We start from the raw sequence: 15,849 nt of genomic DNA, 5'->3' as shown, positions 1-15,849 counted from the left end.
ACGATGAAAATAAAACATTTTTTACTCGCCAATGCCGTGCTGCTCAGCGCAGGCTCCGCGCTGGCGGCTCCGGCAGACAATGGCGAACTGATTAAGCAGGGCGAATATCTTTCGCGTCTGGGTGACTGTAGCGCCTGCCACTCGCTGCCGGGCAAACCGGAGTTCTCCGGCGGCCTGGCGATCGAGTCGAACCTCGGCACCATTTATTCAACCAATATCACGCCGGATAAAGAGCACGGTATCGGCAACTACAGCGAGCAGCAGTTCTCTGACGCGGTGCGCAAAGGCGTGCTGCCGGACGGCAAGCGGCTCTATCCGGCGATGCCTTATCCGGACTACGCCAAAATCAGCGACGAAGATATGCACGCGCTCTACGCATACTTTATGCAGGGCGTAAAGCCGAGCGCGGAACAGCCGCCGGAAACGGATCTGAGCTTCCCGTTCAGCCAGCGCTGGGGAATGCGCTTCTGGAACTGGGCCTTTACCTCCGATAAGCCTTTCCGGCCAATCGGCGGCGCTTCAGCGGAAGTGAATCGCGGCGCCTATATCGTGGAAAGCCTCGGCCACTGCGGTAGCTGCCATACGCCTCGCGGTCTGGGGATGAATGAAAAAGCGCTGGACAGCAGCGACAAAGAGTTCCTTTCCGGCGGCAATCTCAACGGTTGGGAAGTACCTTCGCTGCGTGGATTAGCGCACTGGACAGAGCAGGAAACCGTCGATTACCTGGCAACGGGCCGCAACGATAAAGCCGCTGTGGGCGGTGAAATGACCTCCGTGGTTGAACACAGCACTTCCTATATGAGCGACGCGGATCTGAAAGCGATTACGGCCTATCTGAAGTTCCTGGGCGGCAATCCTTCTCTGCCGGCCGGCGATGACAAAGCGACCAGCGCCACGGAAGCTAAGCTGACGGCGGCGAAAAACCTGACCACCGGCGAGCGTCTCTATCTGGACAACTGCAGCGCCTGTCACTTTGTCACCGGCAAAGGCGCGCCTGGCGTCTTCCCGCAGCTGGATCAGGCCACTATCGTTAACGCGGGCGATCCGGGCGGGCTGATCCATACCATCCTGGCCGGCGCGCAGCAGCCTTCAACGGCGAAAGCGCCTTCCACGCTGGCGATGCCGGGCTTCGCTTCCCGTCTGAGCGATGAGGAGGTGGCGCAGCTGGCTACCTTTATCCGTCAGGGCTGGAGCAACAAAGCGGCGGCGGTGAAAGCGGACGATGTGAAAAAAGTGCGCGAAACGCTGAAGCATTAATTCTTCACTCTGCAAGAGAGGCGCAACGCCTCTCTTTTTTTATCCTTTCCGACTATCTCCTTCACTACATTCCTTTTTTCAAAGAGATAGCCTGTTACCGGCCATCGCTTAGCCTGCCGCCGTAACAAATAAGAACAATCTATGACAGTGGGAACCCCGCCGCTTGTTCCGCCACTTAAGCCAAAGTTTTGCTCTTTTGCTTCAGGAGAAACAACGTGTTAACGGGGATCAGAACAGCTTTCGCCTCAGCGACAAACAGCGCGCAGCGCTCGACTTCACGACAAACCGGCCAGAACGCGCCGCAACAGCAACATGCGCAACCCAGCCAGCGCGGCGGCGGCACTTTGCAAAGCGCCGCTGGCAACAGCGCGGCAATACCGGCGAACGTTCAGCAGGGCAGCGCCGGACGAGCCACGGGACGAGGGCGCTTTCACGGCTTCAGTCATCTGCCGCTGTTCAGGAAAAATCCGCCGCGCGCGGCCGGGCCAGCAAGTTTTCAGCTACAGCGCCTGGACGTGCCGATTCCCTCCACGGCGGAAGGTTCGCTGGCGCAGGAGATCGGCGCGACGCTGGCCGAACAGCACGCGCATCAGACTCAGGAAAAAGCCTCGCTGGGCGTGCGGCTGACCGAACAGCGTAACGTCGCTATCGCCGCGCCGGCAGGACGCGACGCCCAACGCGCGCTGCTCCGGCAGACTGTCGGCCATCCTGAAATGCGCTACCAGAGCGTAGCGGCCACTAAAAACCACCGTCAGCATACTCTGCTGAGCGACGACGGAAAATTGCTGTCGCTGCACTCGTCACGGGACGCGCTGGTCGGCGTCGCCCACAGCAAGCCGACCTGGGCCAGAGAAGAGACGCCGGGCGCCGCTTTTCCCCGGCGCAAAGCGGCGAACGTTGTCGATCACGCTTTAACCCTCAACGACGATGGCGCCAGCGTGCAAATCAGCCGCAACAATACGCCAACGGCACGCACAGCCGAGGTAAAACTGCCGGATGCCGCCGTGCTTGGCCAACTGACGGACGTGCATCATCTGGCTACGCCTGAGGGCGACAGGGCGTTTCGCCTTAGCGACAAAAAACTCTATCAGCTGGCTTCCCACGAGCAGGGCTGGCAGCGGGTCGACCCTTTTAACGACGATAAAGATCTGTCGAAGCTGTCGCGGCAGGCTGACGATTCGCTCTATCTAATCCATGACGATCGCCACTTACACCATCTGCAGACGCAAACCCAGAGCGTGCGCTTCACGGATAAAATCAGCGGCGCCTCCGTGGCGGCTGACGGTCAGGCGATCGTGCTGCTCGCTAACGAAGAGAACAAGCAGCAAAGCGTTAAGCTGCTGCCGCGCCTCGACAGCCCGGAAACGGAACAGCGCACGCTACAGCTGATACCCGCCAAAACCACGCTGGCGTCGGTGGCGCAAACTGACAGCCTGGTTATCGCCGTTGACCACAAGGGACGTCTGCTGGTGGCGGATCGGCCCGGCGACGGCGACGAGCTTAATTTCGGCGACGCGCAGAAGCTGAACCTGCGCGACAGAATGCATCAGCAGATCGCGGAGGTCATTGGCGATCGCTTTCATGTACAAAGCCTGCTCTGTGGCGAAAACGGCCAGCTACATGCGGTAGTCAAAGACGGGATGGACAGGCAGCACGCTATCGCGCTGAATCCCGATCCGGCCAGGCCGCCGGTGTCGTCCAGCTGGAACCTCAGCGACAGCCTGGTGATGGACTTTCAAAAAGGGCTGCCGCAGCCCGCGCCGACGCGTACCGATATTGTCGCGGTCGGCGCTAACGGCAAGCTGGCGCTGCATGACGGCAAGGTGCATTTCTTTAATGAACTGACTAACGGTTGGGAGGCGACGGAAGTCAAGGCCGACCAGCTGCGTACCGGGCAGGACGGTCAGGCATGGGTACTGAAGGATAACGAACTCAAAAGGCTGAAGGTCAACGTCTCCAGCAACAAGATTAATTTTCAGCAGAACGTGTTTGCGCTGCATCAGGTCAAAAAAAGCGTCAGCGAAGATCCGGCGATGCCGGGGCTCGATAAAAACCAGAAAACCGTCGCGGCCAGCGCGCTGGATGATGGCCGCTTCGTCACGCTGGAAGAGAAGGGCGACATCCATTTTCATCATGTGCACACGGAGAGCCGTCGCGACAGGCAGCTTCCCCGGACGCTTCCGCGCGAGGCGTTGAGCCAGGCGATGAATAAGTCCGGCGCGGCGCTGAGCATGGCGGCTGGTGCGCAGGTCGATCATCTGGCGACGGATATGGTGCTCGGCCCGGAAAACCGGCTCTTTATTCTGAGCGACAAGGGCAAAGTCTTCAGCCTGCCGGCGGAGAGCTGGCAGCAGGGCAAAGTCGACGGCATGAAAGCGGAACAGCTGCCTAAACCAGGTGCTGACGACAGCGGTGAGCCTGCCGGAGCGCTGCCCGTGAAATTTTACGCCAATCAGAAAGGCGGGCTGCTGATGGCGATGGATAACAACCAGGTGCTGGCCCGAAACGAACACGGCTGGCATCCGGTTTCAGCGGACGTTTCCGCAGGCATCCGCGACGTGGAAAATCACGCGGACAGGAACTATGAGCGGCTGAGTTCCGCCACGCGCGACGGCAAGCTGGGCAAAACCGGTATCACCTACAAACGCGAAATCAACACCTTCGGCCAGTCCGGCCATGACGGTCATAAAGTGCATACGCCTTTCCGAACCCGGCTCAGCACTTTTGTGTTTCGCCCGACGCTGGCAACGCCGCGCCCGCTGAAAAATATGGGCAACCTTGTGCAGCATGGCCACAGCGGGCGACAGGGACTGACGGCGATCTACCAGCAGCAGACGCAGCAGCTGACAGAGCTGACCCAGCACCTCAGAAATCTGCCGACGCCGCTGCCGCAGGAGCCGCTCAGCCTGAAGCTGCAGGCGCTGGCGAAGCGCGAAGATCTGCCCGCCTGGTTTGGCGAGATGCAGCAATTCAACAAGCTGCTGGCGGAGAGCGCCGCGCATCAGGCTGGCCTGCTACAGCAGCACTACGGTGCCCAGGGCAGCGCGGGCAGACAGCTTGATAAGCTGACCGGCAGCCTTAATCCGGCCAGCACGCACCACGACGATCTGCTGAATAAGCTGCACCAGCTCTGGTCCCTGCATCCCAGCGGCAAAGGCAATAACGCGCAGCTCTCTTTAACGGCAATGCGCGACGCGGGCGTAAAGCTGGCCCATCAGAAGCCTGCGGAAGCGATCCCGGCAGGGATGAACCGCGACAAGCACGATGTAATGGGACTGACGAAATCACGCCTGATTCTGGACGGCCTGACCAACGTTAAAATGCATGACTTAACGGAGCGCCTTACCCGCGCGCTGGCGTTGCCGGAAGAGAAGCGCGAGCAGGCGCTGCAGGCGCTGGGCCGCGAGTTCCGGGAGCTGCGGGACGTGGAGTGGGAAAGCAATCCGCTTAAGCAGGTCACCGGCCAGGGCTTCACCGGCAACGACAAGCTGGAAGCTAACTATGACGCCATCAAGTCGATGACTAAAGCCTTTACCAAGGCGGATCACGCCATGAACGTCACTACCCGCACCGTGATGCAGGCGGAAGATCAGCAGCTGCTCGCCCGCCATCTGGAGAACACGGTACTGGATATGGAAAAAGGCGAAAGCCTGTCGTTCAGCCGGGCCTACGGCGCTACCACCACCATCAGCGCGCTGCCCGGCTCGCAGGTTATCGCGGGCGTCGGCGGCAGAGGCAGTCTGGATCGCGGCTATAGCATGAGCCTGACGCGCGGCGAAGGCGGCGTGACCGTCAGCTTTGGCCGCGATGGCGGCGGCTCGCTAACCGCATTTACCGGCGTAGGCTACAACCTGCTTACTGGCTATATGAAAGATCCGGCGCACGATGTCGCCGTCGACAATCAGCGCAATCTGGCGCCTGCCGTACGTCTGGGCGGCGTATTTTCCGCCACGCCGCTGGATGTGAAAAAACAAAACAGCGTCAGCTTCGATATTACCGAAGCGGAGCTGCCCGCTTTTATCGAGGGCCTGACTCAGGGCACGCTCGATCCGCTGACGCTGCTCAACCGCGGCATCAACCACAGCATTAAACATGGCGAGGTGCTGAACGTCAGCCTGGACGCCAATGCCGCCGCGCTGGCGTCGGCAGGCGTGCCTTTAACCAACAAGCATGAGAAAGAGACGCCTGCGAGCTTCCGCGTAGGCGGCGGCGCTTATGCCGGGGTCAATATGCTTTCCGGCACGCGCGAAAGAGGCAAGAGCAATAAAGAGGACAGCAGCACCGAAAGCCGCAGCAACAATCGCCTGCGCGGACTGAACAAAGCCAGCGTGGGCGTTAACTTCGCGCTGCCTGTCGGCGTATTGCTGAAAGGCGAAGAGGGGCGACTGCCGCTGTTTGCCGGGCCGGCGGCCAGCGTACAGCTGGCGGTGGATAACCGCACAAAGCAGAGTCTGACGATGGAAACCAAAACGGCTCGCCCGCTGGCGTCGACGCATATCGATAAGCTTTCGGAAACGCTGGGCAAAAAATTTACCGATCCGGCCACGGCGGCCCTTATCGATTCGCTGAAAGATAAAGAAGATCAGACGCCGCTGACGCCGCGCCAGAAGCTGGACAAGCTGGATGCCCATTTTACTCCGCGCGAGATGCGTGAAAAAAACAATGAACAGCAGGCCGCGCTGCGCGATTTGGATAAGCATCTGCGCCAGCAAAGCGCGGCGGAGCGCGGGCAAAAACTGCTGCAGGGCGGCGAATATCAGACTACCTACGCCAACCTGAGTAAAGTGGACAGCAACGGGCTATGGCACCAGCTTTCCCACCTGCTCGACGGCACGCTTAACGCCAGCAACGCCACTAAAATGCGCGAGCTGATGAAAGATGACCATCAGCTACAGAGCCTGATCGCGGCGCTGCAGGATAATGTCAGCACCGAGGCGACGGTAACGCTGGAGCTTAAGGATGAGGTACGGGAAAGACTGGAGCAGCGCTGGCTGCAGCAGGGCAACAGCCCGGATGAGATGCGGGCCGAGCTGACCAACCGCGACAACCTGCGTCTTAAATCCATCGGCTTTACCAAATCACAGACCAAAACCGACGGCTTCGCCACGCCCGCTTTTCTGCTTGGCGGCGCCAACAGCGCGTCGGTTTCGATGAAACGCAACCTTGGGAAAATCAGCTTTAGCTATGGCGAGGATCAGGACAAACCGCTTAATTACGCGCTGGAAGGGCGCATCGCCAAAGCCACGACGGAGCTGGCCGGCGCGCTGCGACGCGGTCAGGATCAAAACTTTGTGCTCAAAAGCTAACGGGAGAAAGGTATGAACGCTACAGAGCAGCTTAATCATTTTCTGGCCTACTACGGTCGTCGTCTCGGCATTGAGCTGGGCTTAAAAAACGGCGTTTGCGCGCTGATGCGTGACCAGCAGGAGCTGGCTATCGTTGAACTGCCGCCCGAAAGCGACTGTGTGATCTTCCATCGTCGGCTGGGAGATCTGAAAGAGGCGGCGGAGAGCTATTTACGCACGCTGCTGGCGCTAAATTTTGAGATGGACGCGATGCGCGGTTGCTGGCTGGCGATGGACGGCGACGACAGGCTGCGGCTCTGTAGCCAGCAGCCGCTGGCGGGGCTCGACGCGGCGGGCTTCGGCCTGCTGCTGAACGCGTTTATGCGCCAGGCGGATGAGGTTGGCGAATTTCTGTCCGAAACCCAGAGCGCCGCCTGACTTATCACAAATTATTTGGGCAAAACAGCTCCATAATTTACCCATAGTGTTAAGAAAGAGTCAGATTCAGGTAAATTACGGTAATACCAGAAGTTTTAAGAGTGTTAGATATGTTTTCGAAGCTCAGGTTAGACGATAGTGTCGGTCAGCGGCGCAACAGAAGCCGTGAGCAAATCGAGGATGTAACCATGAAAAAAACGACCCTGGCGCTGTTAATGACCCTGTTTTCAGGCACGCTCTTTTCCACCGTTACCCAGGCTGAAGGCCCTCCGGGACAGGAGTGGCACCATCAGGGCGGACACGAAGGACGCGGCGGGCCGGATCGTGGCGGCCCTGACCATGGTCCCGATCGCGGCCCGGATCGCGGTCACGGCGACTTCCGTGGTCATGAAGGACACGGCCCCGACCATCATTTTGAAGAGCGCGATCGCTTCGCCTGGCAGGGGCACGAATTCCATCGCGGGCAGCCGTTGCCGCCTCGTTTCCGTGGTCACGACTATCGCGTAGACGACTGGCGCGCGCGTGGCCTGCATGAGCCGCCACGCGGCGAACGCTGGGCCTATATTGACGGTAACTATGTGCTGATTGCCGCCGCGACAGGCGTTATCACCTCTATTCTGCTGAACAGCGCTTTCCATTAATTTCCCGCTCTGCCGATATCTTCGGATATCGGCATGTTTTTGCCCGCCGATCCCGTCTCATGTATGCCCGCAGTTGCAGTCATTATCATTCATTTTTCAGAACGTTATCGCAATTTACCCCTCGAAAAAGGCTGGCGTTTTTTTGTCCGTCCTCTATGATCGGCCACGGTCAGTTAAAAAGGAGAAGGAAAAATGGAGGAGAGAATGAAGCTGCTGGAAGGTAAAGTCGAGACGCTGTTGATCGACGTCGCCGTGATCAAAGCCAACTACGCCACTAAGATAGATATCGAAAGCGTCAGAAAAGAGCTGCATACCTCGATCAATACCCAAACCAAATGGTTTATCGCCGCGTTGTTTATCGCGCTGGGCGTAGGGCTGGGCGTCGCAAGGCTGCTGTTTTAACGTCTGCTGCTGGTTTTTATTCCATTCTGCTCTTTCCTAACCGCCTGGCGAAAGCGCAAAAAAGCTGCCCTTGTTGGGACAGCCTTAAGCGTGACTCACCTGGAACGCGGTCGCTTTTAGTGGTGCACAATCACTGAGGTGATTACGCCGGTCGCTACGGCGATCAACACATAGTCGCCGTTGATATTCTGCCAGCGATGCCCGGCTGGCGGCGCTTTCAGGCCGTGTTTACGCCAGTCGTCCACCCGATAGCCCTCGCCGCGATATTTCTCCGGCAGCGGACGGCCTTTGCGAAAATCCGCATGCTGCGCCTGCCGATGCTCCGTCGGACGTGCATTGTGCTGCGGTTCGCGATGTTCCTGCGGCGGGTTACCGTGCTGCTGTGGATTGCCGTGCTGCTCATGCTTAACCGGCGGGCGCTCGTCATGCTGTGGCCCTTCGGCGAAAGCGCTCAGGCTGGTGGCGGCAAACAGCAGCGCGGAAAGCGTGATTACGCCTGACTTTTTCATTCTTATTTCCTTGCGGGTTTTGGATGTTTTAGGTCGATGGCACTAATCTGGGGAGGAGAAAGGCGCTTAACAATGACAATAATCTTAAGAAACGGTGGTTTAACGTAATTTTTACGCTTTGCGAATGAAAGGCTGACACTCTCTTCTGCCGCGTCGGGAAAAAACGAGCGGCAGAAGCATTAGCAGGCGCTAAAATCGCTTACTCAATCCGGAAAGCCTGCTCCAGCATAAAGCGCTGCTGCGCCTCACTGTAGGTCACCAGCGAGTTTTTACTGTTGGCGCGAGCAAGTATCCACTCGGCTTCGGCAGAGGTGAGCGGCGGCGGATCCAGCCAGAAAGGCGTTATCGCTTTGTCCTGCAGCCAGGAGGCCAGCATCCGCGCCGGCGGCAGGGTAAAACCAGGAAAGAGCGCGACGGCCAGCTCATCCATCAGCTTTTGCTGCTGCTCATTTTCACTGTCGTTTAACAGCTGTAAAAAAGGCAGCAGCAGGCGGCCGCAGACTTCGCCGTGGTGATAATCTTTGATGGCGCCCAGCTCGCCGGCGATACCGTGAATAACGCCCAAACCGGCCATGCTCAGGCTCAGTCCGCCCTGCCACGAGGCAATCATCATCTGCTCGCGAGCGAAATCGCCCTGTTCATCCGGCAGATTCAGATAAGGCCAGGCGCTGATAAAAGCCCGTAAGCCGCCGAGCGCCGTCTGGCGGCTGAGCAGATTGCCTTTAGCGGAAAGGTAAGCCTCAAAAAGATGGGTAAAGGCGTCGATAGCGCAGCAGGCCAGCACGGAGTCGGACGCGCCGCGCAGCAGGTCAGGATCGAGAATGGCGACCTGCGGGACAAAGCCGGGATGGCGCAGCGAAGCTTTAACTTTTCTGTCTGCTTTATCCGTCACCACCGCGTTTTGCGTCGCTTCGCTGCCCGTTCCCGCAGTGGTCGGAATGGCGATAACCGGCAGCGTTTTGCCGTCGATAGCCGTATCGCCGACCTTTTCCAGGTAGCGCAGGGTAGGGAGCGGATGCTGGCTGACGGCGGCGAAAGCTTTCGCGGCGTCCAGCACGCTGCCGCCGCCGATGGCCACCACGAGCGCGGCCCGATCGCGCCATCGAGCCACCCAGCTATCAATTTCCGCTGGCGAGGCTTCATGGCGCACAACCTCAATGCCCGCCAGCAGCGGTTCCACTTCGGCCTGCACGCTTCGCCATGCTTCGCCCTGTAAAAAGGAGTTCGCACAAAACAGCAGCGTCGGCTGCGCGTGTTGGCTAAGCAGCGGCGCCAGCTCGCGCAGGCTGCCACAGCCAAAAAAAGTCTGTCGGTTAGCTATCTGGCTGACAATCATTCCGTTCCTCGGCGCTGAAAAGTAGTAAGTGTTAGATAGCGCGGGCAGGGCAGCTAAAGGTAATCATTCTGTCCTGCTGAGCATTGATCACGCTAAAACGGGTATCGGAGAGCCGCTGCGCCAGCCAGCCCTCTTTGGTGACGGCAGAAGGAATATATTGTTGCGGATTGCTGGAGTAAAGCTCGCCGCTCTCCAGCTTCAGCTTTTCCATGGTGACGTGGAAAGAGGTAAAGCGGTCGATGATTTTCCCTTCGGTATTGCCCAACGCCTGGCCGCTCAGGGTTTCGATTTTGCCTTCGCACACCATGCCGCCGTTGCCGGATGAGCAGGCGGTCAGCAGCGGAGCGGCGAAAATCAGAGCGAGCACGGGAAGAAGAGCGGAAAATTTACAGGAGTCCAGCCAGCGCATGATAATCCCTTGGCAACGAATAATGGCCTAAGTATAGCCTTCACTTTGGTTTCGTTATGAAAAAGCGCAAAACCCGATAAAAAGAGGGGATAAGCCGCGCCGCGCAAGGTTGTAATAAAAGTATTATCATTTTGTGGCTTATTGCTGAATCAGTTCAGCTAATTCGTTAACAACGGTTCGCAAAGAGTTTATTGAGTGCTACAATTCTGCTGTTTTTGATACTTTCATCTTATTCCCGGCCTGCAGACAGGCGTTTGCATCGGCCAAAGACGCAATTACCCATACTTTGCAAGGGATTAGCGAGCAAGTTTCAAAACAGCTTGTATACTTTTTCTGCACCGGCCAGTTTTTGCTGCCGGCGGAGAAGTTCTATCGGGCGTCAGGCTGCAAGCATTCTGGCAATAAATTGATTAACCGAACCAATCCTGTGAATAGAAAATCTGCTCTTTTATTGACGCCGCTGGCGCTGTTTCAGCCCGTAGCCGGCCATGCTCAGTCTGCCGATGCGCAGAAAGATAGCGCGGAAAGCACCCTAATGGTGATTAAGCAGCGTGACGGCCTTTCCGAGCTGGATACGCCAGCCGCCGTCAGCGTTGTCAGTGGCCAGCAGCTGCGCGGAAGTACGCCGCAGGTGAATCTTTCTGAAACTTTGGGCAACGTGCCTGGCCTGCAGGTTCAGAATCGCCAGAACTACGCACAGGATCTTCAGCTCTCGGTACGCGGCTTCGGTAGCCGCTCCATGTACGGCGTACGCGGCGTGCGCGTCTATGTGGACGGCATTCCCTCCACGATGCCGGATGGCCAGGGACAAACCTCCAATATCGATATCAACTCGGTCGATAAAGTCGAAGTGCTGCGCGGCCCTTATTCCGCGCTTTACGGCAATGCCTCCGGCGGCGTGGTTAACATCGACAGCGAAAGCGGCAGCCAGCCGACCACCTTAACCGCAGGCACCTATTACGGCAGCTATGGCAGCTGGCGCAACAGCGTTAAGGCAAGCGGCGCCACCGGTGACGGCACGCATGCGGGCGACGTAAACTATATGATCTCCGGGTCGCGCTTCACTACGCACGGTTTCCGCGACCAGAGCGGCACGCAGAAAAGCCTGGGCAACGGCAAATTCGGCGTGCGCATTGATGATGTCAGCACGCTGACGCTAATGTTCAACACCGTTTCCGTGGACGCCAACGATCCGGGCGGCCTGACCCGTGATGAGTGGAAAGCTAATCCCCGACAGTCGCCGCGCGGCGAGGCTTACAACACCCGCAAAAGCCTCGATCAAACTCAGCTTGGCCTGCGCTATCAGCGTGAGATGAGCGAGAAAGATCTGCTTACCTTCACCGCATGGCACGGCGAACGTCACACTACGCAGTATCAGTCGATTCCGGTCGCGGTGCAGAAAAACCCGGCCTATCCGGGCGGCGTTATCGTGCTGGAACGTAAATATTCCGGCCTGGATACGCGCTGGCAGCATAAAGACCAGCTCGGTTCCGTGCCGTTCAGCCTGATCGGCGGTCTGGATTATGAAACCCTGACCGAACGCCGTCAGGGTTTCGAGAACTACCGCGTCGAGAATGGCGCCACGCTGCTGGGCGAAAAGGGCAGCCAGCGCCGTAACGAAAAGAACGTGATGTGGAATCTGGATCCCTATCTGCAAACCAGCTGGGATCTGACGTCAAAATGGACGCTGGACGCCGGATTGCGCTACAGCACCGTTAGCTTCGACTCCACCGACTACTATGTTACGCCAGGTAACGGCGATGACAGCGGCAGCAAGCGCTATCACAAGCTGCTGCCGATGGGCTCGCTCAACTACGCGCTGACCGACGCCTCGAATCTCTATTTTTCTGCCGGCCGCGGCTTTGAGACGCCGACCATCAACGAGCTCTCTTACCGTTCGATCAGCGGCAGTCAGACCGGGCTGAACCTGGGGCTGAAGCCGTCCACCAGCGATACCTTCGAGCTGGGCAGCAAAACCCGCGTTGGCTACGGCCTGTTTACCGCCGCGCTGTTTCAGACCAACACCGACAATGAGCTGGTGGTGGCGCAAAGCAGCAACGGCCGTTCCGTCTACAAAAACGCCGGTAAAACCCGTCGTCGCGGACTGGAGCTGGCGCTCGATCAACAGTTCGCGGAAAACTGGCAGCTGAAGATGGCCTGGACGCTGCTGGACGCGACCTACCGCAATGAAACCTGCGATAACGGCGGCAGCTGTACGCCATCCGGCAACCGCCTGCCGGGCGTGGCGCGAAATATGGGCTACGCTTCTTTGGGCTGGATGCCGGAAGAGGGCTGGCACGCAGGCGCGGAAGTGCGCTATATGAGCAGCATCCAGGCCGACGACGAAAACGACGCCAAAGCGCCATCCTATACCGTCGCCGCGCTGAACGGCGGCTACCGCTTTAACTGGGACAAGTGGTCGCTGGATACTTTCGCCCGCGTCGATAATCTTTTCGACAAAGAGTATGTCGGCTCGGTCATCGTTAATGAAGGCAACGGCCGCTATTACGAACCGGCTCCGGGACGCAACTACGGCGTTGGCGCCACGCTCACTTATACCTTTATGTAAGAATCCAGAACAATCCGCCGCAGGTTACCTGCTCTGCGGCGGGTTCAAAACACCGGGATGGATAAGCAGTACAAAACCGGGTGTTTTTTGAGATTAGGCTCAGGCTTAATCGCAGACGTTAAATTTTGGTAAGGTCCATACTATGCAAAGTAAAGCACCGTTATCACGGACTCTCGTGATACTTACGGCTGTATTTGCCGCTCTCAGCGGGTTATACCTGCTGATTGGCGGTATCTGGCTGGCTAAACTCGGCGGCTCTTTCTACTACATCATCGCTGGTGTTGTGGAAGTGGTCGTCGCCTGGCTGCTGTTCCGTCGCCGTTCTTCAGCGCTGATGCTGTACGCGGTATTCCTGCTGGCAACGCTGATCTGGTCGTTGTGGGAAGTGGGTTCAGACTTCTGGGCGCTGACGCCGCGTCTGGACGTCACCTTCTTCCTCGGCCTGTGGCTGGTACTGCCTTTCGTTTACCGTGGCCTGTCTCAGGGCAAAGCCGCACGCGGCGCGCTGAGCGCGGTGCTGGTGGTAACAGTGATCGCGCTGGCTTACGCCGTGTTCAACGATCCGCAGGAAATCAACGGTTCCCTCAGCCCGGAGCAGGCGGCGAATGCTGAGAAGTCCGCTGACGGCATCGCGGCTGGCGACTGGCCTGCCTATGGCCGTACTCAGGCCGGCACCCGCTACTCGCCGCTGACGCAGATCAACGATAAAAACGTTGGCCAGCTGAAAGAAGCGTGGACCTTCCGCACCGGCGATATGAAGCGCCCAACCGATCCAGGCGAAATGACGGATGAAGTCACGCCAATTAAAATCGGCGATTCCCTCTACCTCTGTACGCCTCACCAGATCCTGTTTGCGCTGGACGCGGCTACCGGTAAAGAAAAGTGGAAATTCGATCCGCAGCTGAAAACCGATCCTTCCTTCCAGCACGTAACCTGCCGTGGCGTTTCTTATCATGAAACCCCGGCAGCAGCCGACGTAGCCGGCGGCAAGCCTGCGCTGTGCTCACGTCGCGTGATCCTGCCGGTGAACGATGGTCACCTGTACGCGCTGGACGCGGAAACCGGCGCGCTGTGCCCGGAATTTGGCGACAACGGCAAGCTGAATCTGCAGCAGAACATGCCTAACGCCCGTGCGGGTGCTTACGAGCCGACTTCACCGCCGATTATCACCGATAAAACTATCGTGATTGCCGGCGCGGTAACCGATAACTACTCCACCAAAGAGCCATCCGGCGTGGTGCGTGGTTTTGATGTCAACACAGGTAAACTGCTGTGGGCATTCGATCCGGGCGCGAAAGATCCGAACGTGGTGCCGGAAGGCGAGCAGCACTATGTGGCTAACTCACCAAACTCCTGGGCGCCGGCTTCTTACGACGCCAAACTGGATCTGGTCTACCTGCCGATCGGCGTTGCGACACCGGATATCTGGGGCGGCAACCGTACCCCAGAGATGGAGCGTTATGCGACCGGTATGCTGGCGCTGAACGCGACCACCGGTAAAGTGGCCTGGTTCTACCAGACCGTGCATCACGACCTGTGGGATATGGACGTGCCTGCTCAGCCGACGCTGGCTGACATTACCGTGAAAGACGGCAGCACCGTTCCGGTTATCTATGTACCGACCAAAACCGGCGATATCTTCGTTCTGGATCGTCGTAGCGGTAAAGAAGTGGTTCCGGCTCCGGAAACGCCAGTTCCTCAGGGCGCGGCGAAAGGCGATCGCGTTTCGCCAACGCAGCACTTCTCTGAGCTGACCTACCGTCCGAAGAACAAGCTCTCCGGCGCGGATATGTGGGGCGCGACTATTTACGATCAGCTGATCTGTCGCGTTATGTTCCACAGCCTGCGTTATGAAGGCCCGTTCACGCCGCCGTCAGAGCAGGGCACGCTGGTGTTCCCTGGCAACCTGGGCATGTTCGAGTGGGGCGGTATCTCTGTTAATACCGATCGTCAGATCGCCATTACTAACCCAATGGCGCTGCCGTTCGTTTCCCGTCTGATCCCACGTGGGCCAAACAACCCAATGTGGCCAGGCGAGAACGATAAAGGCGGCAGCGGCACCGAAACCGGCGTTCAGCCGCAGTACGGCGTGCCTTATGGCGTGACGCTGAACCCGTTCCTGTCTCCGCTGGGCTTCCCTTGTAAGCAACCGGCCTGGGGTTATATCTCTGCGGTTGATCTGAAAACCAACGATATCGTGTGGAAAAAACGCATCGGTACCGTTCGCGACAGCTCGCCAGTGCCGCTGCCGTTCAAAATGGGTATGCCTATGCTGGGCGGCCCAATCTCTACGGCGGGTAACGTGATGTTTATCGGCGCGACCGCGGATAACTATCTGCGCGCGTTCAACGTTACTAACGGTGAAAAACTGTGGCAAGCTCGTCTGCCAGCTGGCGGCCAGGCAACCCCAATGACCTATGAAGTGAACGGCAAGCAGTACGTGCTGATCGCGGCTGGCGGTCACGGTTCCTTCGGTACCAAGCTGGGCGACTATATCGTTGCCTATGCGCTGCCGAATGATGCCAAAAAATAAGGCGTAAACCACCACGCTGACAGCATCAGGGATGCCCTTTATGGGCATCCTTTTTTTTAATGTTAAGCGATGCTGACCAATCCAGTCTTTACAACGTGACCGGTAAAAAATGACCGCTTTTTTAAATTTAAGTTCCTGAATAAAAGTAATAAATTTCGTTAACCTTTATTGCTTACAATCTCGTCTGTGGCTAAAGCTTAAACCTATCCTCAACGACCTCTTTTTTAACATCCATTCTGTTACCGCATTCGCATTTTCTTAATCTTCCCCTAAGGTTTCTCGCCTATCGTTCAGCTTTGGTTGAATCAGCGCGGCTGAGCTCATGGCAGAATGCCCTGGCTTATTGTGAATCCAATGTGTGATTAATGTGAAATTCTCAAGCTAACTGCAGAAGGGCGAAGAGAGGGCCTGTATAGTTAAAAATTAATAATTTATCGGGTTTACCACTGTTCAATATCGCACGATCTGCT

The 15,849-nt window shown here is 57.8% G+C and carries 10 protein-coding genes; 7 read left to right on the top strand and 3 right to left on the bottom strand.

From position 1 onward, the window contains the following. Nucleotides 1–3: 3 nt before the first annotated feature. The 5 genes from MKZ79_RS17595 (at nt 4) to MKZ79_RS17575 (ending at nt 8,023) form a co-directional block, all read left to right on the top strand. Nucleotides 4–1,257, top strand: a complete 1,254-nt coding sequence (locus MKZ79_RS17595; RefSeq protein WP_336143933.1) for a c-type cytochrome — start codon at nt 4–6, stop codon at nt 1,255–1,257. A gap of 215 nt (nt 1,258–1,472) precedes the next feature. Continuing rightward, a complete protein-coding gene (locus tag MKZ79_RS17590; protein WP_336143932.1) occupies nt 1,473–6,563 on the top strand; it encodes an AvrE-family type 3 secretion system effector in 5,091 nt (1,696 codons plus the stop codon). A gap of 12 nt (nt 6,564–6,575) precedes the next feature. Further along, entirely contained in the window at nt 6,576–6,980 is a 405-nt protein-coding gene (locus MKZ79_RS17585; protein WP_336143931.1) for a type III secretion system chaperone, read from the top strand. Between the two features lie 188 nt (nt 6,981–7,168). Continuing rightward, on the top strand, nt 7,169–7,621 hold the full coding sequence (locus tag MKZ79_RS17580) for an RcnB family protein (RefSeq protein ID WP_336143930.1): 453 nt from the start codon (nt 7,169–7,171) through the stop codon (nt 7,619–7,621). A gap of 192 nt (nt 7,622–7,813) precedes the next feature. Further along, nucleotides 7,814–8,023, top strand: coding sequence for a hemolysin XhlA (locus tag MKZ79_RS17575; protein ID WP_336143929.1), 210 nt, complete (start codon nt 7,814–7,816; stop codon nt 8,021–8,023). A 116-nt stretch (nt 8,024–8,139) separates the two neighbouring features. On the opposite strand, the gene MKZ79_RS17570 is transcribed toward MKZ79_RS17575, so the two are convergent. From MKZ79_RS17570 to MKZ79_RS17560, 3 genes are all read right to left on the bottom strand, one after another. After that, a complete protein-coding gene (locus MKZ79_RS17570) occupies nt 8,140–8,532 on the bottom strand; it encodes an RcnB family protein (protein WP_336143928.1) in 393 nt (130 codons plus the stop codon). Between the two features lie 199 nt (nt 8,533–8,731). Then, on the bottom strand, nt 8,732–9,868 hold the full coding sequence (locus MKZ79_RS17565) for an iron-containing alcohol dehydrogenase (protein ID WP_336143927.1): 1,137 nt from the start codon (nt 9,866–9,868) through the stop codon (nt 8,732–8,734). A gap of 31 nt (nt 9,869–9,899) precedes the next feature. Next, nucleotides 9,900–10,277, bottom strand: coding sequence for a hypothetical protein (locus MKZ79_RS17560; RefSeq protein WP_336143926.1), 378 nt, complete (start codon nt 10,275–10,277; stop codon nt 9,900–9,902). 451 nt (nt 10,278–10,728) lie between these two features. On the opposite strand from MKZ79_RS17560, the gene pqqU reads away from it, so the two are divergent. Both pqqU and MKZ79_RS17550 read left to right on the top strand, forming a co-directional pair. Beyond that, nucleotides 10,729–12,846 carry a TonB-dependent receptor PqqU gene (gene pqqU / locus MKZ79_RS17555; RefSeq protein ID WP_442897174.1) on the top strand — a complete coding sequence of 706 codons (2,118 nt, stop codon included), beginning with the start codon at nt 10,729–10,731 and terminating at the stop codon, nt 12,844–12,846. A gap of 142 nt (nt 12,847–12,988) precedes the next feature. Then, on the top strand, nt 12,989–15,379 hold the full coding sequence (locus MKZ79_RS17550; RefSeq protein WP_336143925.1) for a glucose/quinate/shikimate family membrane-bound PQQ-dependent dehydrogenase: 2,391 nt from the start codon (nt 12,989–12,991) through the stop codon (nt 15,377–15,379). Nucleotides 15,380–15,849: the final 470 nt, after the last annotated feature.

Source organism: Erwinia sp. CGal63 (assembly GCF_037026505.1).
In the GTDB taxonomy this organism is placed as follows: domain Bacteria; phylum Pseudomonadota; class Gammaproteobacteria; order Enterobacterales; family Enterobacteriaceae; genus Erwinia.
The sequence above is the reverse complement of the archived record's forward strand: the minus strand, read 5'-3'. Positions and strand labels throughout refer to the sequence as shown.

Coding starts and splice junctions, on each gene's coding strand:
- MKZ79_RS17595 (WP_336143933.1), top strand. CDS start 4: ATGAAAATAAAACATTTTTTACTCGCCAATGCCGTGCTGCTCAGCGCA.
- MKZ79_RS17550 (WP_336143925.1), top strand. CDS start 12,989: ATGCAAAGTAAAGCACCGTTATCACGGACTCTCGTGATACTTACGGCT.
- MKZ79_RS17580 (WP_336143930.1), top strand. CDS start 7,169: ATGAAAAAAACGACCCTGGCGCTGTTAATGACCCTGTTTTCAGGCACG.
- MKZ79_RS17570 (WP_336143928.1), bottom strand. CDS start 8,532: ATGAAAAAGTCAGGCGTAATCACGCTTTCCGCGCTGCTGTTTGCCGCC.
- MKZ79_RS17575 (WP_336143929.1), top strand. CDS start 7,814: ATGGAGGAGAGAATGAAGCTGCTGGAAGGTAAAGTCGAGACGCTGTTG.
- MKZ79_RS17560 (WP_336143926.1), bottom strand. CDS start 10,277: ATGCGCTGGCTGGACTCCTGTAAATTTTCCGCTCTTCTTCCCGTGCTC.
- MKZ79_RS17585 (WP_336143931.1), top strand. CDS start 6,576: ATGAACGCTACAGAGCAGCTTAATCATTTTCTGGCCTACTACGGTCGT.
- MKZ79_RS17565 (WP_336143927.1), bottom strand. CDS start 9,868: ATGATTGTCAGCCAGATAGCTAACCGACAGACTTTTTTTGGCTGTGGC.